Origin of the sequence: Gilvimarinus chinensis DSM 19667 (assembly GCF_000377745.1) — a bacterium.
GTDB classification, from domain to species: domain Bacteria; phylum Pseudomonadota; class Gammaproteobacteria; order Pseudomonadales; family Cellvibrionaceae; genus Gilvimarinus; species Gilvimarinus chinensis.
On the sequence record NZ_KB898707.1, the window covers coordinates 1 to 22,818 of the forward strand.

A 22,818-nucleotide genomic window follows, 5' to 3' on the forward strand; every position below is an offset into this window, starting at 1 on the left:
AATGGCGAGCCAAATGACCACTGGCAACTGCACGCGAGCTTCTTTCCGCCCTTGCTGCGCAGTGCCAGCGTCAAGAAATTTATGGTGGGGTACGAAATGCTGGCCGAAGCCCAGCGCGATATCACCCCAGAGCAGGCCGCCGAACGTTTGCGCGCCTGCAGCACTAAGCACTATTTAGAGAACGACTGACATGCAACAGCAGATCACTGACCGTTTTGTATCGGTTTTCAGCAAAAATGCCACCGGCTTGTACTTCGCCCCAGGGCGGGTCAATGTGATTGGCGAACACACCGACTACAACGACGGCTTTGTGTTTCCCTGTGCGCTGGAGTTTGGCACCTACGTGGCCACCTCGGTGCGCGATGACAATGTCATACGGGTTTGCGCGGGCAACTTTGGCGACGAGTACAACCAGTGGACGCTCAACGCTGATGTAACCACTGACGAAGCCTGCCTGTGGTCCAACTATCTGCGCGGTGTGTGCGCCATATTGCTGGCTCAGGGCCACACATTAAAAGGCCTGGATGTCTACATCGAAGGCAATGTGCCCCGCGGTGCGGGCCTTAGCTCGTCGGCGTCTTTATCGGTTGCCTTTGCCAAGGCCTTAAGCGACATCAACGACCTGGGTTTGACCGTCAGCGACCTTGCCCGCATTGCGCAATCGGCTGAAAACGATTTTGCCGGTTGTAGCTGCGGCATTATGGATCAACTGGCCTCAGCCGGCGGGAAAGAAGGACACGCGCTGCTGCTCGATTGTCGCGATCTGTCGTTTGATTTGGTGTCTATCCCCGACGAGCTGGATATTTTGATTATCGACTCGCGGGTTGAGCGCAATTTGGTGGGCAGTGAGTACAACGACCGCCGAGCCGATTGCGAGCGTGCCGCACAGGCGTTGGGTGTGAGTATCCTGCGTGATGCCACGCTGGATATGTTAGAGCAAAAGCGCGAGCAGCTGGACGAGCTGGCCTACCGTCGTGCCCGTCACGTATTGACCGAAAACGATCGTACCCAGCGCTGCGCCATTGCTCTAAGAACCGGCGATCTATCCGCGGTGTATCAAACCATGCGTGATTCGCATATCTCTATGCGCGACGACTTTGAGATTACCGTCCCCGAGATCGATTTTATCGTAGAGACGGTTGATGCTCAGTTGGATAACGATGGCGGTGTACGTATGACCGGTGGCGGCTTTGGTGGCTGTGTGGTGGCCTTGGTGCCCAACGATAAAGCACAGGCGATTGAGGCAGACGTTAAAGCAAAATACGCCCAGAAGTTTGCCAAAGAGCCCAACGTGTATCACTGCAAAGCAAAAGACGGTGCGCGGGTACTCTACTCGTAATTAATCCTGCGCCGCCAAGGCGGTGCAGCTGGTTGCGTCATAAGCCAAGCAAAAAAGCCAGCAAAAATGCTGGCTTTTTTGTGTGATTAGCCCGGCTTATACGCCCGAGCCACCGGTTTGCTGGAAGGTGCCAGACTCCAGAACTTGGCGGCGGGCTTTGTACTGACAAATGTAATTCCAGTTCCAGCTGGCATCGTACTTGTGGCACAGGCCCCACTCGATACCAGCCATAGCGTCGTCGGATTTTTCATAGCCGGGCTTACGATACATGCCCATGGCCTCAGGGGCACCTTTAATATGAGACATAATGTCAAAGTTGACGCCGTCGTCGGCCCACTGGCAGGTATTTTTTTCGGGGCCGTCGGTGGTAAGGATGCAAGCCATGCCGTCGTTGTAGTGCCATACCGCCACCTCGTGACCGCTGTTGGTCACTGGGTTTAACGGCGACTTGGTGTAGGGTCCTAGAATGTTGTCGGCAATGGCAACCCCGTGTTTAATTTCGCGGCCGCCAAAGTTCATGCCTTCGCCCATGATCTCGCCTTTGTAGTACAGGTAGAACTGGCCTTTAAAAAACATCAGGCAAGGGTCGTGTACTTTGTGGCTGTCAAAATCGCCGCGCTCTTTCACGTGAAAGCGGTTGTCTTCGTCGCCATCCCACACGCCGTTGTCGGCAGGGCTTAAAATGGGGGCGTCAGACTTGCTCCAAGGGCCGTAAGGTGAGTCGCTGTGAGCGATGGCAATGTGTTCTTTGCTACGGTTTAGGTAAGGGGCTTGCACAACCTGATAGACGAGATAAAAACGGCCTTCGTGTTCGAGAACCTCCGGCGTGAAACAGGCGCGATCATCGTAGCGACCCTTTTCTCCGGGGACAACAGCAGGTCCTTCTTCCTTCCAGTCGTAGCCGTCTTTAGATGTGGCGTGCCAGACCTCTGTTTTGTCCCATGGGAAGACTTTATCTTCTGGGTTGTCACTGCCAAAGCCCACGGTTTCGCCTTCGCCTTTGGTGTAATAGACGTGAAACGTGCCATCAACTTGGATTACTGCGCTGGGATCGCGGCGAATAACGCCTTCTTGATAGGCAAAATCACCGCCTAGTGGTGAAATATCGAATTCAAAGACCCAATTGGCATCGGTATTATCATACCCGCGTTCGATAGCGCGTAAGCTAGCTTTACTTAACGTAGTTTGAGAATCACTCATAGAAAATCCTGCTGATTAACCATAGATGGCTTTGGGAATACGAAATTTGTTTTTAGGGATTATAGCGCCTTGATGCAAAAGCACTTGAGAAGATACCTCACAAGCGTATGCGATCGCTTGTTCAGCGCTATCGCCCTGTAATCGACGCGCGAGAAACCCTGCAGCGAATGAGTCGCCAGCGGCCGTTGCGTCAATCACCTGTTTTACGGGGACAACCTTAAACTGACCCTGTCCCTCTTTGCTGGCATAATGAATATTTCGGCTGCCGTCTTTTACGACAATATCTGTGCAGCCTAAGCCCTTAAGCCAGGTGATAGCTTGCTCTGGTTGTGAGTAACCGTATAGCGTGTGTAAATCATCCATTCCGGGCAATGCGATGTCACTGAGAGCGAAGATTTTCCGATAACATTTTTTAGCGACTTCGGGGCAGTTCCATAATTTGGGGCGGTGGTTGGGATCAAAGACAACCACAGTACCATATTGTTTCCAAGTAGAAATTTGTGTAATCAACAACTCACGATCCGTTTCATCTAAAATCGCAAGACTGATACCGCTTAGATAAAATACGTCGGGCCTGGGTAGTTGTTTGGGTGGACTGAGCTTTAAGCAATGCTTAGCGGCTGAGTCATCACGCCAATACAGAAATTCGCGCTCGCCGGATTCATCATTGCGAATGACATAGAGCCCTAGCATTTTGTCTGGATGGCGAGCTATCAACTGTGTGTTGACGTTCTCATTATGGAGTGCTTTGGTAAGTTGAGTGCTGAAAGGATCTCTGCCAACAGCGGTGTACATGTTGATGGTCAACTTTGAAGCTAAGCGAGACAGGTAAGTGGCCACACTGTAAACATCCCCCGCATAACTTTGTTGAAACTGGGAGGCTGAGGAGCTCGACAGCTCCAACATGCATTCGCCAAACACGGTGATTTCCATCATATCTGTACCATTTAAAACCAATCGTCTTATTGTATACAATTAACTGTTGACATGCGAGTTGAAGTTTTGCAAACTGAAGCTGTAGTTACTTGTCGGCGTGAAGAAACATTATGGGCACCTGGTTTCTTTGCGTTCTAAACTACCGATTAGTCGTGGAGTTATGGGCTCTCCTCACTGAAGCGACTAATTGAAGCAGATGCTTGTTTACGTGAGCACATTTCGTTGAGGCCACAGTTTGCTCAGAAGCTGTGGCCTTTTTTTATTCCTATGGAATAAGGCTGGAACTCCTCAGTAAGACAATGTTAAATAAGCACCGATAACAAGAGGTGCAAAATGGAAAAAAGTTTTTACGGTAAATTACCTTGCGGTGCTAAGGTGCATGAGTACACGTTGAGTAATGCCAACGGCATGAAAGTTAGCATTATTGATTACGGAGCTATCATCACTGGAATTTATGCGCCCAAGGACAATGCAAAGACTGTTAATTTGGTGCTTGGCTACGATAGCCTGGAAGGTTATCTCAAAGGCAGTTCCTACCTGGGGGCTGTGGTGGGCCGAGTGGCCAATCGGATTGCTTCAGGGGGTTTTTCAATTCAGGGTAACCGCTACCAATTAGAGGTGAATAACGGCCCCAATCATTTGCACGGTGGTTTGTGTGGCTTTGATAAAAAACTCTGGCAAGCACAATATTCCAGCTCGCAATCTCAACAACTACGTTTAGCTTTGGTCAGCGAAGAAGGGGATCAAGGGTATCCGGGTCATTTGGCGGTCGAGGTGGTTTATACTTTTAATGATAATAATGAGCTTCGGATAGACTACCGTGGCGAATGCACTAAAGCGGCGACGCCGGTCAATTTAACTCAGCACAGTTATTTTAACCTGGGCGGCGCAGGTACTATTGGTCGCCACGAGTTACAAGTATTTGCACAGCGCTATACGCCCATTAACGGCAATGGCATTCCGTTGGGGTATCTGGCGGATGTAGCGGGGCGGCCCCTGGATTTTCGCCAAGCGCGAAAGCTGAATGAAGTGCTTAACCTCGGCGACTCGGAAGTTCAAGAGGCTGGAGGCGTCGATCACAATTTTGTCATCGACCAAGATACGTCCAATAAACTGGCCCCGGTAGCGATATTGACGGACCCCGACACTGGTCGACGGATGAGGGTATTCTCCACTCAGCCGGGGGTTCAGGTTTATACGGGAAATTTTTTACACCAGGACGCGGCCGCGTCGTTACAAGCTTTTCCCCGTTATGGAGCGGTTTGTCTGGAGTGCCAGGGTTTTCCCGATGCGGTCAATCACCCGGACTTTCCATCGGTGGTGGTACAACCCGGGCAGACCTATCGTGAGACAACCCTGTATCGCTTTGAGGTATAAGCTGGGTGTCGTCGATAACTAACCTCGGCGGTAAATAAGAACCAGTGCAGTGTCTTGTGGGCGCTACTTGCAAGTGTGCATTTTAACTCGACAATTAAATTTGCCAGTTTGATCGCCACCTGAAAGCAGCACTCGAAATCAAGCTAAGGTTTTAACTTCAAACGTAAAAGCGCATCGTGGGCGGTGATGTACAGATGCTGCTCGCGGCCATCAAGAGCGCAGTTGGCGGTCAGCCTTCCGGTGTGAATTATCGCTAGAAGTTCAGCCTGCTCGGTGAACACCCAAACGCCCCCTGGACCTGTGGCAAAAATGGTGCCGTCACGAGCGACGGCCATGCCATCGGGAACACCTGGGCCGAGATTACGCACTTGACGTGCATCAAAAAATACTCGCTTATTATCCAGCCCGCCACTGCTGTTAATGTCGTAGGCTAGCCATACGGGTTCGTCTTTGTCTGACACTGCGACGATCAAAGTCTGCTCGTCGTTAACTAGGGCGATGCCATTGGGCGCTGCTACCGCATTGTCCAGCAATGTCAGTGTGCCATCACTTTCCAAGGCAAAAATACCGTTAAACTCCAGTTCGCGTCGCGGATCACTATTACCTTCGGCCAGCCCATAAGGAGGGTCAGTGAAGTACAATCGGCCTTTGCTGTCCAGTACCGCATCATTAGGGCTGTTTAGGCGCTTGCCCTGATAGCGCTGCGCCAGTGGTTTAAAATGCGCGGCGGGTGCTTGCAAAGGCGCTTGCATGACGGCCACGCGGCGGTCACCCTGTTGCAAGGCAATAAGTTCTCCTGAGTGTGAGAGCAGCAGGCCGTTAGAGCCTCCTTTGTCGTCTGAAGGGGTGAGACCGGTAGCCCCTGAAGGTTGAAGGTATAACTCAGTACCCTTACCCGGTGTATACTTTTCAATCAAGTTGTTCGGTATGTCGGAGAACAGCAAATAGCCATCGTCTATCCAAAGTGGCCCCTCTGTCCAAGCATAGCCCGTGGCGAGCACTTCGATTTTGGCGTTCGGATTAATTCGCTTCAGGGCGCTCGGGTCGTAGATAGTGATATCGGCGTATTTTTCAATTGTGGCGGGAGCCACATGCTCAGGCGTGCTGGTGCATGCGGTGAACAGGCATGCGAATGCGACATAAAACAAAATCTTCATTGCGAGGGCTCCTGCGCGTTTTTCCAATCCACTAATTTGCGAATATGCCCCAGCGATGCCAGTAGATAGTGGCAGGCGTTTAAATAGCCTCGCTCGTGCACTGTTTGCAGGTTTTTTCCCTGTAGTGCGCTGAGTTTTTCTGCACTGACACTATACAGGCCCTGATAAGTTTGCTTTTGACCGCTGGCGAAGGCGATATCGAGCTTTATTGGTTCCAGCAGCGCAAGCTCGGTTAGTGTTTGAACAAAAGCCTGGGAGGCTTGTATACCGCCCATAAGTGCTCCCAGTAGCTGCTGAGTATTTTGCAAATATTGGCTGTTCGTGCCATCAGTGTTAAACAGCGGTTCGCCTTGTTCTTTGTTTACTCGTGCGCTGTCCAAATCTATGAGCAGGTTGCCGCGGCCTTGCTGGTTTTGTGCAGTAACCGAAACAAATGGTTGTCGGCGAATGTGCAGTGGTATGTAAGACGCGCGCCACTGATCTTGTTGTAGATATAGGTTTTCGTTATTTTCAAAGCCAAGCAGGGCGTAGAGGCCAAAGTGACCGGTTTGTTCATCCTTCATTAAAGCGCAGGGGTAGTCTAGCACCAGAGACTGAAGCTCGGTTGCGACTATCGGAGTCAGGTGAACATTTTCTCCGTACTCTTTGCCGTGGTGGGTGATTATACGCAGTTCGCTGTGTTGATCTTTGTCTAAAGGAACTAGATTCGTCACGAAAGTCTCCTGATGTGTTGTTATACCGTTGCCAGACCATGGCGGTAAATTTTATTAATTAGCTCGCGATTGCCCGGGAGAACAGATGCGAGTTTTTGTGTCATCTCAATATTTTTGGCAAAGGCTTGTTTGGCCAGTTGTTTTTGTTGCGCCGACAGGCCAGCGGGGTGGGCTTGGGTGTGAAACCCCATGCCGTAGAGTACGTACTGATAGCTGGCCGCCGGGAAGACCTCTGTGGCATGGTCAAAATCGTTATCCCAGGGTGGGTGATAGCGCCATAGCTCAATCAGTTCGTGTAGGCTATCGGGAATGCTAACAGGGTCACGATTATCAATCCAGAAGTCATTGTCGTCGCGCACTGTGAGCATATAGTGCAGCTTGAGAAAGTCGATAATGCGCTCCCAGCGATAGTGAAATGTCCGGTTAAATCGCCTCGCGACGGTATCCATAACGGCTCGATTAGCCGGTAGTTGGCTGGCAATAAAGTCCGCAGAAATTTCCACGAGTACTAACGCCGACGCCTCGAGTGGTTCGAGAAATCCGGCAGACAAACCCACAGCGACACAGTTCTTGTGCCAGAATTTTTCGCGGTGGCCGGGCGTAATCGGTATTTCCCGTACGCTTAAATTATCCAGCTTGTGGCCTGTCTGTGCGGCGTACTCGGCGAGCTCACGATAAGCGCTGTCGCGGTCGGTATAACGGCTGGCAAAAACATGCCCAACACCACGTCTCGACGCTAAACCAATGTCCCAAATCCAGCCAGCGCTCTGTGCGGTGGAAATGGTGTGCGAGGCAATTTCGGTATCGGGCTGCTGATAAGGGAGATGAACTGCCAAAGCTGTATCGGCAAATAAAATGTCGCTGCAGGATTTAAATGGTATTTGATAGTGCTCCCCCAACAATTTTGACTTGAAGCCTGTGCAGTCAATGAATAAATCCGCCGCTAGTTCAGCGCCAGACTCTGTTAGCAAAGCACTTATGTCGCCATTGTTAGCAGTTTTAATGCCCACGACTTCATCGAGTATGTGCTGCACACCGAGAGTCTCGGTACAGTGTCGTGTTAAAAAGTTGGAGAAAGCTCCGGCATCCAGGTGGTAGGCGTAATTGGCTAGCCCTTGATACTCGGGGGTAGTAATCATTTTAGGGGCCAGAGAGCGTTCGCATAGTGCATCTTGCGGGCACACGGCCTGTGAAAAACTGGTACCTCTGGGTTGTACTTGCCAATGAGGTGCGAGATTAATATGGTTAAACCCCTGCGGCAAAATCAGTGGATGATAGTAAGCATCTTCTGTTTTGCCTGTATGCCAGCGCGCGAATTTGGCACCTTGTTTAAAGGATACGTGGCATTCGCGGATAAAATCGGTTTCGCGCACGCCCATTTTCTTTAGTGTATTGCGCATAGTTGGCCAGGTTCCCTCACCGACGCCGACGATGGGGATATTGGGTGATTCAATTAAGGTGACTTTCACCGGCTTTTCTTGGGTAGCGTTCAGGCGCGCGGCGATGACTCCGGCGCTAAGCCAACCGGCTGTCCCACCACCGACAATGACAATAGATTGAATAGGCTGCTGCATAATTACGGATGTTGTTATTGTGATTTAATCATAAAGCAAAAGGCCGGTACTGGGTACCGGCCTTTTGTTCTTCCAGGGTAACCCAGCTTTCCTTAGAACTTGGCGCGCACGCCCAGCGTATAGCGTGAACCATACTGCTCTGCGCTTAACAGCTGTTCTGCGTATCGACCGTGTTGGCGAATAGTTTCATCCGTGATATTCAAACCTTCAACAAATACTGACACATAATCATTAATGTCATAACTTGCGTTTAGATCCCACTGGCCGTATGCCTCGGTAAAGGTCGGTTCATTGAAGTTTTGTGGCTGTCCAGTGCTTAACAAGAAATCATCACGCCAGTTGTAAGCCAAGCGAATTTGGAATCCGTCTTTTTCATAGAAGCCGATTAAGTTGGCTGAATCGCTCAAACCAGTTAGAGCTAAGGTTTGCTCGAATGAGGTGATATCGTACTCAACGTCTCCGTCCACGAAGGTTGCGTTAGCAATAGCACCAAATCCGCTTTCACCAAACATATGCTGCAGATTAAGCTCCCAGCCATCAACTTCGGTATTTTCAAGATTACCCGGTGTACCTACATCCCAAGTCACTACAGGGTCACCTGGCTGCGACAAGCAGGCGCTGTTTGGCGTGGCAGAACCATCGGGACACCCTGGACGAGCGTTCACGCTTGGATCTCGTAATGGTTCACCATTAACGTCGAGAATTTCTCGTTGTTCGACGGTCGAGCCGATAAAATTATCTACGAATTTCTTAAAGTAGCCTACCGAAGCATAGCTCCCTTCTGCGTAATACCATTCAACCGATAGGTCGAGGTTTTCAGACTCATAAGGCAGAAGACCAGGGTTGCCTTGAGTGGCATTGAATGGACCATTCGGACGTGCAACGCTGATCTGTGTCGCAGGGAACATTGCCGATATATCTGGACGAGACAAGGTTTTGCTATAGCTTCCACGAACAACCCAATCGTCGGTTAGATCAACCTTGATATCTAAATTAGGTAAGAAGCGAGTGTATTCACCTTCCAGTGTCTGGTCCGAAGGATTGTTATCATAAATCACCTGCAGTTCTTCAGTATTGCGGTAATTCAGAGAAACAATTCCGTTCTGTACTGAGGTACCTTCGGTTTCAGTATCTTCATACCTCACGCCGGCGTTAATGGTTATTGGAAGATCGTTGAACTCTGTTTCAAAGTCGAAAGCAAGATATGCCGCGAAAGTTTCTTCATTAACGCGATTGACAGTAGGAGGATTGACAAAGAATGCACCCTGTTCGTCGATGATGTCAATGAAATCAGCCGCGCTGTAATTGGCAAGATAAGGAAACAGGCCACTGGTATCTCCGAGATCACTGCCAAAATCACCGAGTTCGTCAAAGGTTAAATCCAGCCCTGAGATGTCTGCATCAACAAAGCCGAAAGTAAACGTGCGATAGGCATCTACATTATATTCGGTATTCTCAACACCAAAATGAATTGTGCGTAATGCACCATCGTTTGCGTTATCCCATTCACCAGCTACTTTGTACTGCTTTATGTTATTCTCAATTTCATTGCCACGTTTCTGAAACAGGTCTGTTACGATATTGCTTGGGTCATAAGCTCCATTACCTGTCTCTGCCACCAGATCTGAGTCATCATAGATAATAGTAGGCAGGTCAGTTCCGTTGAGGTCTGCACCAATGTCCACCAAGCCTACGCCATCAATACGCGGATTTTTCAAGTTGGCGATGGTTTCAGATTGTTCACCATCGGGCTGAGAGTGAGAGGTAGAGTCATGGGCGTCGAAGGTTAACCGTAAAGTATCGGTAACATCCCACTCTACATTCAGGCCAACGGATTCATTCTCGGTCAGGAAATGATAATCCCATGCCCAGAAGTTCAGCTCATCGTTAGGGTTGCGAATCTGTACTGCGGTACCGTTTTCGTCGGTAACACTTTCAGGGTTATCAAACCAGTAGCTGGTACGGTTCATGTCGATATTTTCTTCATAGTTCGACATGACATAGTCAAGTGTTGCTGTGATGCTATCCGTTGGCGCGAATTGGAGAACAACCTGACCGTTTTCACGAGTGCGATAGTGGTTGGCAACATCGACATCAAAAGTGTAGGGTGCCCAGAAATTGCCGGTTGTATCCGCAGATCCTAGCCCGCGTACCCATGCTTGGGTGCCAACACGCTGGCTTTGACTATCTCGCTCAGAGTAAGAGCCTGACACCAAGAGGCCGAACATGTCATCCAGAAATGTTGTGCTCACCATGGCGGAGACTTCGGGAGTAACGTCATCGCCTTCTTCGTTGCTCAAATCCATCATACCCTTAATGCTGCCGGCAGCTGTAAAGCCATCGTAATCAAATGGGCGTGCGGTCTTGATGTTGATTGTTGCACCGATACCGCCAGAGCTGATATCTGCACGGCCAGATTTATATACTTCCACGCCAGCAACACTTTCTGCGGCAATCTCTTTGAAGTTAAAGCTGCGATTTACACCTTCAGAGTCGAGGGTGTTGGAGTTTGGCATTTGTCGGCCATTCATGGTGACCAAGTTGAACGAGGGGCCGAAGCCACGCACAGTAACCTGATTACCTTCATTGTTAGATCGGTCGATAGAAACACCGGTCACCCGTTGTAGAGATTCTGCCAGGTTAGTGTCGGGGAATTTACCAATATCTTCTGCCGAAATTGCCTCTACAACACCACTGGCCTCACGTTTGATGTCCATGGCGTCTGTTAGAGATCCGCGAATACCAGTAACAACGACTTCCTCAAGCATTTGTAAGTCGTTGTTCTGCGCAGTTGCATTGAAACTAGATACAGCCAGTATCGCAGCCGATAGGGCGCTTAGATTCGATCGTATGTGTTTAGCCATTTATAGCTCTCCCTTGTCAGGTGATTATTGTATTGGTGTTGCAATGCACGTCAGTTTTCACTGTCGTGTTTACGCTCATCCCGTGCTAAAGAGCGTTTTCGCCAGAATATGCGGATTCACAGCTTTGGTTATGATCTAGCCATATAAACAGTATGTCAACATAATATTGTATACAATCGATAGTTTTTATGTCTTTCTCGTGGAGGGGCAGGGCAGTGGTTACTGCCCTGCGGGTGGGGGGTTAATGCTAGAACTTGGTGCGCACACCAAGGGTGTAGCGTGAGCCGTACTGCTCGGCGTCGACTAGCTGCTCGCTGTAGCGGCCATGGCGCCTAACGGTCGCTTCACCGACGTTAAGTCCTTCGACAAATACCGAGATGAAGTCATTGATGTCATAACTGGCGTTGATGTCAATTTGACCGTACTCTTCGGTGAAGGTGGGCTCGGTGCCGCTTTGGTGTTGGCCTGTGCTGAGCAGAAACTCATCGCGCCAGTTGTATGCGACACGCAGCTGCAGGCCGTTTTTCTCGTAAAAGCCGATCAGGTTGGCCGAGTCACTCAGGCCGGGCAGTACGATGCTCTGACTGTATGAGTTGACGTCGTACTCTGCATCACTGTCCACCATAGTGGCATTGGCAATCACACCAAAACCGCTGTCGCCAAACATATGCTGCAGGTTTAACTCGATGCCGTTTACCGTGGTGCTATCGGCGTTGGTGGGAGTGATAGCGGCCCAACTAATCACGGGGTCTTGTGGCTGGGACAGGCAGGCCGTGTTGGTGGTGTCGGGGCAGCCAGGGCGTGGATTGATGCTGGGGTCGCGCAGCGGCTCGCCATTTACATCGTTAATCTCAGTCGGTATTTGGTAAGCGGTAAGAAAGTTATCCACTTTTTTGTCAAAGTAGCCGGCCGATACATAGCTACCCGGTGCGTAGTACCACTCCAGCGATAAGTCGATGTTCTGCGCTTCGTAGGGCGACAGCTGAGTGTTGCCCTCAGTGGCGTAGTAAGGGCCGCCGGGGCGTGCACTGGTAATATTGACTGATGGAAACAGGCCGGAGAGATCCGCTCGGGCCAGTGCTTCACTGTAGGATACCCGCGCTACCCAGTCGGAAGATAAATCGATTTTTACATCCAGGTTGGGCAGGGTGTGGGAGTAACTGTGCTCTTGGTTGTAGGTGGTGGTGACATCGCTGTATACGGGGGTTAGAGAGCCCGTATTGGTGTACTGCATAGCGTTGATGCCAGTTTGGGTGGCGCTGCCGGTTACGGTGGTGTCTTCATAGCGTAGGCCGGCATTGATGGTCACAGGCAAGCGCATTAAGAAGGTATCGATATTTAACGCGACATAAGCGGCAAAGGTATCTTCTTCTATATGGCTATGCTGGGCGGGCGATTGCACCAGTTGGTCTTGCTCAGCGATAAGTGCTAATAGCTCATTGGCACTGTAATCGACCAGCTCGGGAAAGAGGTTTTCAGGCCCGTCGAGCTGATCACCAAAATCGCCGAGAGGGTAGAAGTTTACCGCAAGGTCGCTGATATCCACTTGTAGGCCGTTGTTAACGTCGGCCGTGTGATAGGAGTTGACGTCGTAAACAGTGTTTTCCACGCCCACTTCGATACTGCGCACGCCGTTATCAGTATCGGTACTCCAAATTCCGGCTAACTGGAATTGCCCGATATTATTGTCGACTTCGTAGCCGCGCTGTTGGTAAAGACCGGCGGATACATTGCTTTTATCAAACGCTCCGGCGCCGGTTTGGCTAATCAGGGCCGAGTCATCGTAGATAAGGGTGGGCAACGCGGTACCGTTTAGGTCGGCGCCAATGTCCACCAGGCCAACGGGGGGCACGGCGTACCAATCGATGGGCGTGTTCAGGCTGGTCAGCGTTTCGGCGGGTTGGCCGTCTGGCTGCGAGTGTGACGTCGAGTCGTGCGCATCAAATATAAGCGTTAGTGAATCGCTCACGTCCCATTCGACGTTTAAGCCCAGAGACTCGTTTTCTGTACGAAAGTGGTAATCCCAGGCCCAGAAGTTCAGTTGGTCGTCAGGGTTGCGAATGACGGTGGCAGTGCCGTCGCTGTCGGTAACGCTTTGTGGGCTATCAAACCAAAAGCTGGTGCGATTCATATCGATGTCTTCTTCATAGTTAGACATCACATAATCCAACGACGCTGTGAGAGAATCGCTCGGGGCAAACTGTAAAACGACCTGACCGTTTTCTCGGGTGCGGTAATGATTGGCTACTTCTACCTCAAAGGTATTGGGTGCCCAGTAGTAGCGCGCGGGGTTTTGCTCGATGTTAATCGCACTGGTATCGGCAGAACCTAAGCCCTGAATCCAGCCCTGACTGCCTACCCTTTGACTTTGGCTGTCGCGTTCAGAGTAAGAGCCCGACACTAGCAGGCCGAACATGCCGTCAAGGAAGGTGGTGCTGATCATGCCCGAGGCTTCTGGGGTGATGTCATCGCCTTCTTCGTTGCTGGTGTCCATCATGCCCTTTACGCTGGCCGCGGCGGTAAAACCGTCGTAATCAAATGGACGAGCGGTTTGGATGTCGATGGTGGCACCGATACCGCCAGAGGGCAGTTCGGCACGGCTAGACTTGTAAACCTCGACACCCGACACACTCTCGGCGGCGATTTCTTTAAAGTTAAAGCTGCGGTTTACACCTTCTGAGTTAAGTGCCGCCGAGGTGGGCATTTGCCGGCCATTAAGGGTCACTAGGTTAAACGTGGGGCCAAAACCGCGCACGGTAATTTCATTGCCCTCGTTGTTTGAACGGTCGATGGATACGCCGGTTAAGCGCTGCATGGACTCAGCTAAGTTGGTGTCCGGAAACTTGCCAATATCTTCGGCCGAAATCGCCTCGACAACACCGTTGGCGTCGCGTTTGATGTCCATCGAGTCCGTTAGCGCGCTGCGGATACCCACAACAACGACCTCATCTAATAGGGCCATGTCATCTTGTGCCCAACCGGTGCTTGCTGTCAGTGACATAAGCGCGGCTGACAGTGCCGTTAATTTAAAGCGTACAGGTGTAGCCATCTACAGCTCTCCTCTTAAGTGCTGATAGGGGGTTCTTAGTAATAAATAGGGTTTACTAGAAGTGTATTTTTGTTATAGAGGGGGATTTAGCCACCCGGCATTATTGTATACAATTAACAGTATATTGTAATCATTCGGGGTGGCTAAAGAGCGGACTATTTAAAACGACGGTTGTAGAGGGTTTTATTAACGCGCTGGGCTGCTTTTATCAGCGGGCTATAAGGTACATCTGCCACAGACACAAACCCGACGTTATAATTTTCGCCGTCGTAAGCGCGGCCGGTAATGGGGGAGTCCAAATACTGGAACCAGTGTGTACCCACCAGATAGGGGTTTTCCACGGCGCTGGTGACATAATCGATGTACATCTGACCGCGATCGGCCTGAGATTCCGAGTGGATCAAGCCCGGATTAAACACGCCCGAATCGGTGGCGCCATTGTGAAACTCGCCGATAATCGAGGGTTTATCCAGCTCGGCTAAAAAGCCAAAGAAGGGTTCGTTAATGCCTTCTTTGTAATAGTTGTAGCTCACTACATCGGCGTACTTGGCGGCCGCGCGGCGTATCTCCGGAGTCATGCCCCAGTCGGCGAAGCGCGCGCCCATATACAGATAATCCGGCATATATTGCGTAAGAGTATCGTGCACCACTTCAAAGTACTTCTCGGCGTACAGCTGCAACAGCTCGGCAAAGTCGGCTAATTGCGCCTCTGTGTAGCCTTCGGTGGCAACACCTTGACTTAGGTTGTGCCAGCTGGCCAGATCTGTTCCCCAAGCTTGGTTTAGTGCTGTAATAGACCCGTAACGTTGCTCTAACCACCGGCTAAAGGCCGCCTTAGTGGGGCTGTCCGCGTCACGGCGGGTGAGAGTGTTGAGCACAATGCCGTATTGAGATTCTACCGAGCCCATGGCACCCCAGCTCTTTTCATTGTCGATAAACACACCGACGCACCAAGGGTTGTTGTTTACCTCTTGGGCCACGCGTTTAATGGTAGCCTCGGCCCGCTCGGCAAACAGAGGGTCAAAGGGGTCGGGCAGCGGGCTCCAATAATCATTACCGCTGGAGACGGTTTTAAAGTCACCGATAATCCAGCCGTTGGCAAAGTAGGGGATGCGGTCCATCTGGTAAAACGCCGGATCAATCCAGTTACCAAACGAGGTAAAGCCCCAATGCAGCATACGGTCAACGGTAACCTCACGCCAGGTGGCCATGTAATCGGGTGCAACGTCGGTTTTGTATTTGCGCTCTAGGTTAGCGCGGTAAAAGCTGTAGGTTTCGCCGCGCTCTACCGGGCCTGTGTGTACCGAGCGGCGATACCCGTAGTGTGCCCCCAGTGGCTCATCGTAATCGGGCAGCCAGGTAAACATATCGGCGCGTAGCGGTGAAACAATGTGCCGGGTAGGTAGCGCTTTATCGCTCACGCGGTTTAGGCCTATGGAATCTTCTGGGGTTAAGTCATTGCTGCTACGTTCATCTACCAGGTCGTGATCAAAATCGTAGCCGGTTATGGTGCTGGTGTTAGACATACGCACATTGGCAATACCGTTGGAATAAAACAGGTAGCCGTCGGGGTCAACCAGGCTCCATTTGCCCTTATATTTGGTGGTTCGAAAGTGACCTGTAGCTTCAAGTTTGGGGCCCTTTAGCCAGCCGCCAAAGCGCGAGCGATCCGCTGGCGCGCCGCGGGCTAATTGCTCGGCTTCGGTTTTGGCCTGGCGGCGCATTTGTTCGGTGGACTCTACTTTGTACGGTGTATCAACCTTGTCGTTCTGTCCGAACTCATCCAGCAAGCCTGTCAAGTAGTGTGAGTCTAGAGTGTTAGGCGCGACTAATCGGACATTGTCGATATTGATGAGCTTATTTTGTAGCAGGCCGCGTACGGTAAACGACACACTGGTAATGTTGCTTACATCCAGCACTTTATCGCTGTGTCGCCAAATCATGGGCTCGGCGCTGGTCACCCATTGTTTGGGATTAGCACGTAAACCTGTGTCGGTCGTCAAGTCTTCGCCGCGCAGTTCCATATAATAAGTATTGCGCGATTGAGCAGGGACCACAAAACTTCGATTGTGCTGTTTGCCAGATTGGTCCTTGACCTTGGCGTATAGGTGAATTGAGTCCTCGGCGGGGTTTTCAATATCCATGGCGAACGCGAACTGCGAATAGTTATTCCACTGCCACGGTTGCTCGGGGTTAAAAGTAAAACTGGCTTCATGGTGTTCTTGCGCGTTGAAGCGAACGTGCAGTTGCTTTCCGTCGGGGCCGGGAACCAGTTCAAGATCGGTGTTTTCAGATCTTAGTGTTTTAGGCAGCGTAGGCTGTTCGAAATCATAAAGCCGGTAAAGGGTTGTGAGCGATTGAGAGGGGTTGTTGGCGTGCTGACTTGAACAACCCATCAGTACCGAAATGCCTATGCCTGTGGCGAGTGCTTTTATCTTCATTGTGTCACCTCAAAAGTCGGATAATCTTTTAGATCATTGATAATAGCGGCGGCCCTTTGGGTTAACGCTTCTACTTCAGCAGGGGTGTTTACTGGCGCTGCCAGCGCGCCTCCTACACCGACGCCACAGGCGCCTGCATTCATCCACTGACGTATGTTATCGGGGGTGACTCCACCAACGGGGAAAAACGGAGTGTTTAAAAATGGGCCACGAGCCAAGGATGCTAGATACTCAGGACCCAGTTCACCTGAGGGGAAAAGTTTAATAATGTCCGCTTTGGCGTTGCTAGCAAGCACAATATCGGTGGGTGTCATAGCTCCCATAATGACAGGAACTTCTCGTTCGTGAGATATAACCGCTATTTGTGGACAGGTGTGTGGAGTTACTAAAAATTGTGCTCCCGCATTTATTGCTTCAAGAGCGAGCTTTACAGAGGTTATCGTTCCTGCGCCTACAGTTAGTTCAGGATATTTGAGTCGAATCTCTGTTATTTTTCTTGTGTAATCTGGTGTATTACTCGTTATCTCAATAGCCTTTACGCCCCCCTCTACTAATGCTTTGACGATAGCATCGGCATCGTCTACCTGTTTTAGACGAATAATAATCACTAATTTTTCATGTAAAAGTTGTTGCAAAATTACTTTACGATTCATGTTTTTATCTCACGATATAACCGCCGGTTTGACCGTTGGCAATTTTTTGGATGTCTTCTCGGCTACTCCAGTGAGAATCGCCGTAAGTGGTGTGCGCTAAGGCAAATGCGGAATTGGCAAAATGAATAATGTCCTGCAAAGGTTTTTTCTTAATCAGCCCATCCAGACAAGCACTAGCAAAAGCATCTCCTGTACCCAGTCGATCTAAGATGTCGACTTTTATGGAACGACTACGAAAGGTGTTGTTACGATCGGCAATAAAACCACTGAGCGTGTTTTGGTTGGCGCTGTGTGACTGACGGCAAGTGGTGGCTGCAATCAATCCATAAGTGTCCGACAAATCACGTGCCGCTTGCGCCGCCGCATCTTCTGGAGTAAGGGTGTTGTAAGATTGATTAAATACATCAGCCATTACTCCTGCGTTACCAAAAGCAATATCGGCGGTATTCAGCAATTCACTAAAAATACCACTTGCCTGATCACTGTCTAACCATAAACTGCGCCGAAAATTCATATCAAAGCTTACTGTTAATCCCAGCTTTTTAGCCGATTTTGCTGCGCTAATGGTGAGATCAATACAGGATTTTGAGAGAGCCGGGGTAATACCGCTAAGGTGAAGATGGCTACAATCCTGAAGCAAAAAGGGCCAGTTAAAATCGTCGCAATTCGCTTCGCTGATGGCCGAGTGAGAGCGGTCATACACCACTTTAGAAGGACGTAGCGAGTGACCCAGCTCAATAAAATAAGTTCCTAAGCGATTGCCGCCTCTGATGATCCGAGAACAGTCGATGCCGTAACTTTGCAAGCTGGCGATGGCGGCATCGCCAATAGTATTACGGGGGAATTTAGAGAGAAAGCGAACTGAGTTACCCAGTGCACTTAAGCCGGTGGCGACATTACTTTCAGCGCCGGCGAACTCCATTTTTAAGTGGTGGGTATGGCGTAGCGTTTCACCGGGCAAGTTAGGGGAAAGACGCAACATCACTTCACCAAAACACGCTACAGTCACGATTTATTATCTCCTTTGGGCACTTCGATAGTTTCAACCTTTCCGACCAGGAATAAATATGAGAACAACCCGGTAATGGCCAGCGCGCCGATAAGAACTAATGCCGGACGGAAGTCGCCTCCCTCGGTTAAGTAACCAATGGCAATAGGTACTGTGACGGCGGATAAGCCGCCAATAAAGTTAAAACAACCACCCACTAGGCCCACCATATTTTTTGGCGCGAGCAGTGAGACGAACACCCAGTTAATGGAGGCCAGGCCGTTGCCAAAAAACGTAATTGATAAACAGACCGTGACCCAAAAGGTGCTACTGACATAGTTCGCAGCGATCACTGTGCTGGATAATAATAGGCCGAGAATAATAGGGGTTTTGCGAGCTACCTCGTTGGAGACGCCACGGCGTACTAAAAAATCTGAGAAAAACCCCGATAGCAACACACCACAAAAGGCCGCTAAAAAAGGCACCGAAGCTAAAAATCCACTGTTTAAACTGGTGAGGCCACGTTCCTCCTCAAGGTAGGTGGGAAACCAGGTCAGAAAGAAAATCAAGGTTCCACCGAGGCAAAACTGACCGATGTAAACGCCCCACAACTTGCGGCTGGAAAACGCAATGCCGAGATTGCGCCAGCTCACTTGCGCCTGCTTTACTTCGGGTGTTTTTATGTCGCTTTCATCGGTTTTATTGTCATCCGGGTCGCGATACAACCAATACCAAATGCCAGCCCAGGCAATACCAATTAACCCCGAGATGATAAACAGACCGCGCCAGGTAAAATATTCCTGAATAATCGCCAGGACCGGCATTAAAAAAGCCAGCCCAATAAATTGACCTGAGGTATAAATTGCGATGGCGCTGGCGCGCTCTTCAGCGGGAAACCACTGAGTTACAATTTTGTTGTTGGCCGGGTACGAGGGCGCTTCGAACACGCCGATCGCCATGCGACAGCCCACCATGGCTGCCAGCGAGCTAACCAAGCCCTGTACTAAAGTTGCGAGTGACCACGCCACAAGAATAAAAGGGTAGAGAATGCGCACCTTTACAATATCCACCACCATGCCGCCGGGAATTTGCATGATGGAGTAGGTCCAGGCAAACGCCGAGAACAGAATGCCTATTTGCACTCGGGATAACTCCAAGTCATCACCAATGGCGCTGGCGGCTACTGAGATGTTGGTGCGATCCATATAGTTGATCACCACGCTGATAAAAATCAGCGATAAAACGGACGCCTTGGCTCGCAGACGTGTCGGAGTAACAGATTTGCTCATTATTGTTCTCGCTTTACCAGTTGGTGTAGCTGTTATCGGGTTTAATCAAGCGTGGAGGCTCCCAGTACTTAAAGGATTTACCTTGCAGAGCGGCTTCGTTGACATCGATGCCAAGCCCGGGGGCGTCAGGTATACGAAAGTGGTTGTTCACTACCTCGGGGCGGTTGACAAAATAGCGGTCATAATCGCTTAAATCACCGTCGTATGGCGCCAGCTCAAGCCACGCTAGATTGCTGATGGCGGCGCAGTAGTGAATAGAAGCCGCTGTACAAAGTGGGCTTAAGGGGTTGTGCGGCATCATGTCGATGTAGGCGGTTTCGCACTGCGCGGCAATTTTTAATGCCTCGGTAAAGCCGCCGGCGTTGCAAATATCTACCCGGCCAAAATTGGTTAAGGCATTATTAACGTAGGGAGCAAAATCCCACTTGCTGGTAAACTCCTCGCCGATGGCGAAGGGGATATCGATCATTTCTCGCAGGCTTCGGTAAGCTTGGGGGCTTTCGGCGCGGATAGGTTCTTCTAAAAAGTCCAGTGTTCCTGTTGGCATTTTCCCGCAGAATGAAACGGTTTCGGCCACACTTAAACGGTGGTGGTAATCGATACCGAATATGACTTCACTACCTAGCGCTTCACGTGCCTTGCAAAGCCAGTGAGCGCTTTTAGCAGTAGAGGCACGGGGATCAAATAATGTCGGTTTCTCTGGGGTGCCATGTTCTCCAGTGGTAGCTCGAATAACGTCCCAACCTTCATCTTTAAGGCGTAAAACGTCGTCTACAAAACCTTCATCGAAAGCGACAGTACTGGTAGCAAAAAGTGGAATACGATCGCGCTGCTTGCCGCCTAATAGCTGATAGACAGGCACGCCTAATGCTTTTCCTTTGATATCGTGCAATGCAATATCAATGGCGGCAATGGCCGCGGCGAGTACCCGACCGCCTTCAAAGTATGCCCCGCGGTACATCTGCTGCCACAGGGCGCTGATGTGTAGTGGGTTTTGTCCTATTAGAAACTGCTCAAAATGCTTTACCGCGCCCATTACCGCTTGCTCACGGCTCGAAAGACCTGCCTCGCCCCATCCGTAAACGCCTTGGTCGGTCTCTACTTTCACCAAGCAAACATTGCGAAACCCGACCCAGAAACTGTAGCTTTTTAGTTTTGTAATCTTCATATCAATGCCTAAACAAGCGCGACCAGTATTCGCCACTGGTTTGAATATGTTCTGCAAGCTGCTGCTTGATTCTCACACCATCCCCGTTTCTTAAAGAGTCCAGCATTTGCTGGTGTTCTTGTATAGTGGTGTTCAGTTTTACCTTGCTGATGGGCAACTTCGCGTGTAACGCCTGAAGCATGATCTTTTTGCGCCGCCATAGGTCGACAGCCATGGAGTTATAATGGTGGCGATACATCTCCCAGTGAAAGAGCGTATCTAATTTTCGAAATCGAGCCGGCTCATCTGGCGAGAGCTCTTGCATGTCATTTATTGTCTGTTGCAGCACCGCCAGGTTTTCGAGGTTGTGGTGCTCGATGAACCAATCCAACAGGTAGGGCTCGAGTACCGCAAGAATTTCAAACACGTTGCGCATGGTCTCGAACTCAAAACGAGCAACACGGGCACCACTGTTGCGCTGAAAGGTTACGAAGCCTTCCCCTTCTAGTTGTTTTAAAGCCTCACGCACGGGGTTCACACTAGTGCCATAGCGTGTGGCTAAAGCAGTAGTGACCAGCCGATCCCCGCTGACGAACTCCCCAAAGGCGATGTCGCTCAGAAGCTGTGCGTAAACACTGTCCTCTGGGTCTATCAAGTAGGTAAGCGCTTGTTTTGCGTTTATCATTTGCACACCTTTATTGTCGATTGTATTCAATATAGTATAGGATTGTGTGCAATATCAAGAGGTGGATATGAGTGAGCGACAGAACGCCCGAGGCCGGGCCGTCATAATCACTCCCAAAGTGCCGAGAGCAGTGTTATGTCATTTATAAAAAAACTGATAACAGCCTTAGTTTTGCCATGGAAAACCAAAACTTGGGAGGAAATAGACGATGTTTGTCTGCGCCTACAAGGAAAATTAAGCGACGAGCGCAGCGAAAATGCCGAACAGCAAGCGCTTAAGCGGGGTAGGTCTAAGGAGCGGTAACAAACCACGCACGATATAAAGGCTTTTCATCCAGTACGGAATATTTAACTGTTGCATTAATCGATATGCTATGGAATTCTACGCAATAGAATTCTATTTCGTGGAATAAGTATGAAGCCTTTTAAGTTGCGATCAAACCAAGAGCGTGTATGGGTAAAAGAGTGGTTCCGTAAACTCATCATCAACGGGGAATCTGATTATGGCTTGGATGCAGTATCCTTCGCCCAGTCGGATGAGGATATTCAGCGCCTTATTGAGACGTTGCTTCCCGAGCAGCGCAAGAAACTTCAAAAAGCGCTCTCTGCACGAAGAGCTCGTCAGACTGAACCTAACTACATGGTACATATTAAGGTAAGCCGTGAGGCTCGAGACGGATTAAAGGCACACGCTGAACGCAAAGGCATCACGATGTCTGAACTTCTTGAACAAACCTTTAGCCTATAGTGCTGACTACACTGGAGGCGCTGGTTGAAATGGAGGTATTCGCTGTTTTTCTGTGAATAGAGCAGCTGGTTTTCATTGGAATGTCCAGTTTTTTATAACAAAAAAAGGCGAGTGGCAAATTAGCTGGAAGCTGAAGACGGTGGATCTACATGTAAAACCGAAACTGTACACAGTTATTAGTACAGTCTCCACTGTTGTAGAAACAGCGAAAATCCAGGTCTTCGGAAAGTCGTTGGATTAGATTATGACCTTTTGACAGGCTGGTCCCGTCTGAAAATATTGTTGTAATACTTCCGTCGTGGTATTCACTTATGGCTCTCAGAACCCGAACCGAATACCAGTCTTTTTCTACGAAGGCGGATCAATACCCAGCTCGGCAGCCACATCTTCAATAATTGACCGGTCAAGAGACATATTGCTACTTAATAGACTTTCCGTATACGCCATTCTGCGCGATACCCGCCCCTTCACCGCCACGACCCTACCGGTGGGACTCCAGTAATGCCGGGATATCCCGTAAATTACCTAAAATTATTTCCAGTTTGCGTAATTACACGTAGTGAAGATAATCGCGGATAATTAGTAACTTCTTTGTTGAGTCAAAAGCGAAGAGCGCATAACTTTGCGTTGTCTTAGGTGACGGGATCCGAAGGATCGTC

Annotated in this window: 17 protein-coding genes and 1 pseudogene; 4 read left to right on the plus strand and 14 right to left on the minus strand. The window is 50.0% G+C overall.

Annotated elements, in window-relative coordinates; all coding sequences use genetic code 11:
* A pseudogene (locus tag D568_RS19440) lies at positions 1-189 on the plus strand (galactose-1-phosphate uridylyltransferase); the annotation flags it as partial.
* Position 190: 1 nt separating this feature from the next.
* The gene (galK, locus tag D568_RS0105995) at positions 191-1,339 is read left to right on the plus strand and encodes a galactokinase (protein WP_020208679.1); all 1,149 of its coding nucleotides are present in this window, start codon (positions 191-193) and stop codon (positions 1,337-1,339) included.
* A gap of 96 nt (positions 1,340-1,435) precedes the next feature.
* Here galK and D568_RS0106000 read toward each other — a convergent pair whose 3' ends face one another.
* Positions 1,436-2,539, minus strand: a complete 1,104-nt coding sequence (locus D568_RS0106000) for a glycoside hydrolase family 117 protein (protein WP_020208680.1) — start codon at positions 2,537-2,539, stop codon at positions 1,436-1,438.
* 15 nt (positions 2,540-2,554) lie between these two features.
* Positions 2,555-3,475, minus strand: a complete 921-nt coding sequence (locus D568_RS0106005) for a sugar kinase (protein ID WP_020208681.1) — start codon at positions 3,473-3,475, stop codon at positions 2,555-2,557.
* A gap of 333 nt (positions 3,476-3,808) precedes the next feature.
* On the opposite strand from D568_RS0106005, the gene D568_RS0106010 reads away from it, so the two are divergent.
* Entirely contained in the window at positions 3,809-4,852 is a 1,044-nt protein-coding gene (locus tag D568_RS0106010) for an aldose epimerase family protein (RefSeq protein WP_020208682.1), read from the plus strand.
* A gap of 143 nt (positions 4,853-4,995) precedes the next feature.
* On the opposite strand, the gene D568_RS0106015 is transcribed toward D568_RS0106010, so the two are convergent.
* The 11 genes from D568_RS0106015 to D568_RS0106065 all read right to left on the minus strand — a co-directional run bounded on the left by D568_RS0106015 (position 4,996) and on the right by D568_RS0106065 (position 21,412).
* The gene (locus tag D568_RS0106015) at positions 4,996-6,009 is read right to left on the minus strand and encodes an SMP-30/gluconolactonase/LRE family protein (RefSeq protein WP_020208683.1); all 1,014 of its coding nucleotides are present in this window, start codon (positions 6,007-6,009) and stop codon (positions 4,996-4,998) included.
* On the minus strand, positions 6,006-6,722 hold the full coding sequence (locus tag D568_RS0106020; RefSeq protein ID WP_020208684.1) for a SapC family protein: 717 nt from the start codon (positions 6,720-6,722) through the stop codon (positions 6,006-6,008). Before D568_RS0106020 ends, D568_RS0106015 begins: the two co-directional genes overlap by 4 nt.
* A gap of 20 nt (positions 6,723-6,742) precedes the next feature.
* A complete protein-coding gene (locus D568_RS0106025) occupies positions 6,743-8,296 on the minus strand; it encodes a tryptophan halogenase family protein (RefSeq protein ID WP_020208685.1) in 1,554 nt (517 codons plus the stop codon).
* 92 nt (positions 8,297-8,388) lie between these two features.
* Positions 8,389-11,160: a TonB-dependent receptor gene (locus D568_RS0106030; protein ID WP_026286887.1), complete on the minus strand. Its 2,772-nt coding sequence runs from the start codon at positions 11,158-11,160 to the stop codon at positions 8,389-8,391.
* Between the two features lie 247 nt (positions 11,161-11,407).
* Positions 11,408-14,209 (minus strand): TonB-dependent receptor, encoded by a 2,802-nt coding sequence (locus tag D568_RS0106035; RefSeq protein ID WP_020208687.1) that lies wholly within the window; start codon positions 14,207-14,209, stop codon positions 11,408-11,410.
* A 155-nt stretch (positions 14,210-14,364) separates the two neighbouring features.
* Entirely contained in the window at positions 14,365-16,650 is a 2,286-nt protein-coding gene (locus D568_RS0106040) for a beta-galactosidase (RefSeq protein WP_020208688.1), read from the minus strand.
* The gene (locus tag D568_RS0106045; protein WP_020208689.1) at positions 16,647-17,303 is read right to left on the minus strand and encodes a bifunctional 4-hydroxy-2-oxoglutarate aldolase/2-dehydro-3-deoxy-phosphogluconate aldolase; all 657 of its coding nucleotides are present in this window, start codon (positions 17,301-17,303) and stop codon (positions 16,647-16,649) included. The genes D568_RS0106040 and D568_RS0106045 overlap by 4 nt, the downstream gene beginning before the upstream one ends.
* A gap of 4 nt (positions 17,304-17,307) precedes the next feature.
* Positions 17,308-18,312, minus strand: a complete 1,005-nt coding sequence (locus D568_RS0106050) for a sugar kinase (RefSeq protein ID WP_020208690.1) — start codon at positions 18,310-18,312, stop codon at positions 17,308-17,310.
* Positions 18,309-19,580, minus strand: coding sequence for an MFS transporter (locus tag D568_RS0106055; protein WP_020208691.1), 1,272 nt, complete (start codon positions 19,578-19,580; stop codon positions 18,309-18,311). The genes D568_RS0106050 and D568_RS0106055 overlap by 4 nt, the downstream gene beginning before the upstream one ends.
* 13 nt (positions 19,581-19,593) lie before the next feature.
* On the minus strand, positions 19,594-20,748 hold the full coding sequence (locus D568_RS0106060) for a mandelate racemase/muconate lactonizing enzyme family protein (protein ID WP_020208692.1): 1,155 nt from the start codon (positions 20,746-20,748) through the stop codon (positions 19,594-19,596).
* A gap of 1 nt (position 20,749) precedes the next feature.
* A complete protein-coding gene (locus tag D568_RS0106065; RefSeq protein WP_020208693.1) occupies positions 20,750-21,412 on the minus strand; it encodes a GntR family transcriptional regulator in 663 nt (220 codons plus the stop codon).
* A 414-nt stretch (positions 21,413-21,826) separates the two neighbouring features.
* Here D568_RS0106065 and D568_RS0106075 point away from each other — a divergent pair, with 414 nt between their 5' ends.
* Positions 21,827-22,159: a hypothetical protein gene (locus D568_RS0106075; protein ID WP_020208694.1), complete on the plus strand. Its 333-nt coding sequence runs from the start codon at positions 21,827-21,829 to the stop codon at positions 22,157-22,159.
* Between the two features lie 145 nt (positions 22,160-22,304).
* Here D568_RS0106075 and D568_RS22230 read toward each other — a convergent pair whose 3' ends face one another.
* Positions 22,305-22,481 carry a nucleotidyl transferase AbiEii/AbiGii toxin family protein gene (locus D568_RS22230; RefSeq protein ID WP_211211648.1) on the minus strand — a complete coding sequence of 59 codons (177 nt, stop codon included), beginning with the start codon at positions 22,479-22,481 and terminating at the stop codon, positions 22,305-22,307.
* Between the last annotated feature and the right edge of the window lie 337 nt (positions 22,482-22,818).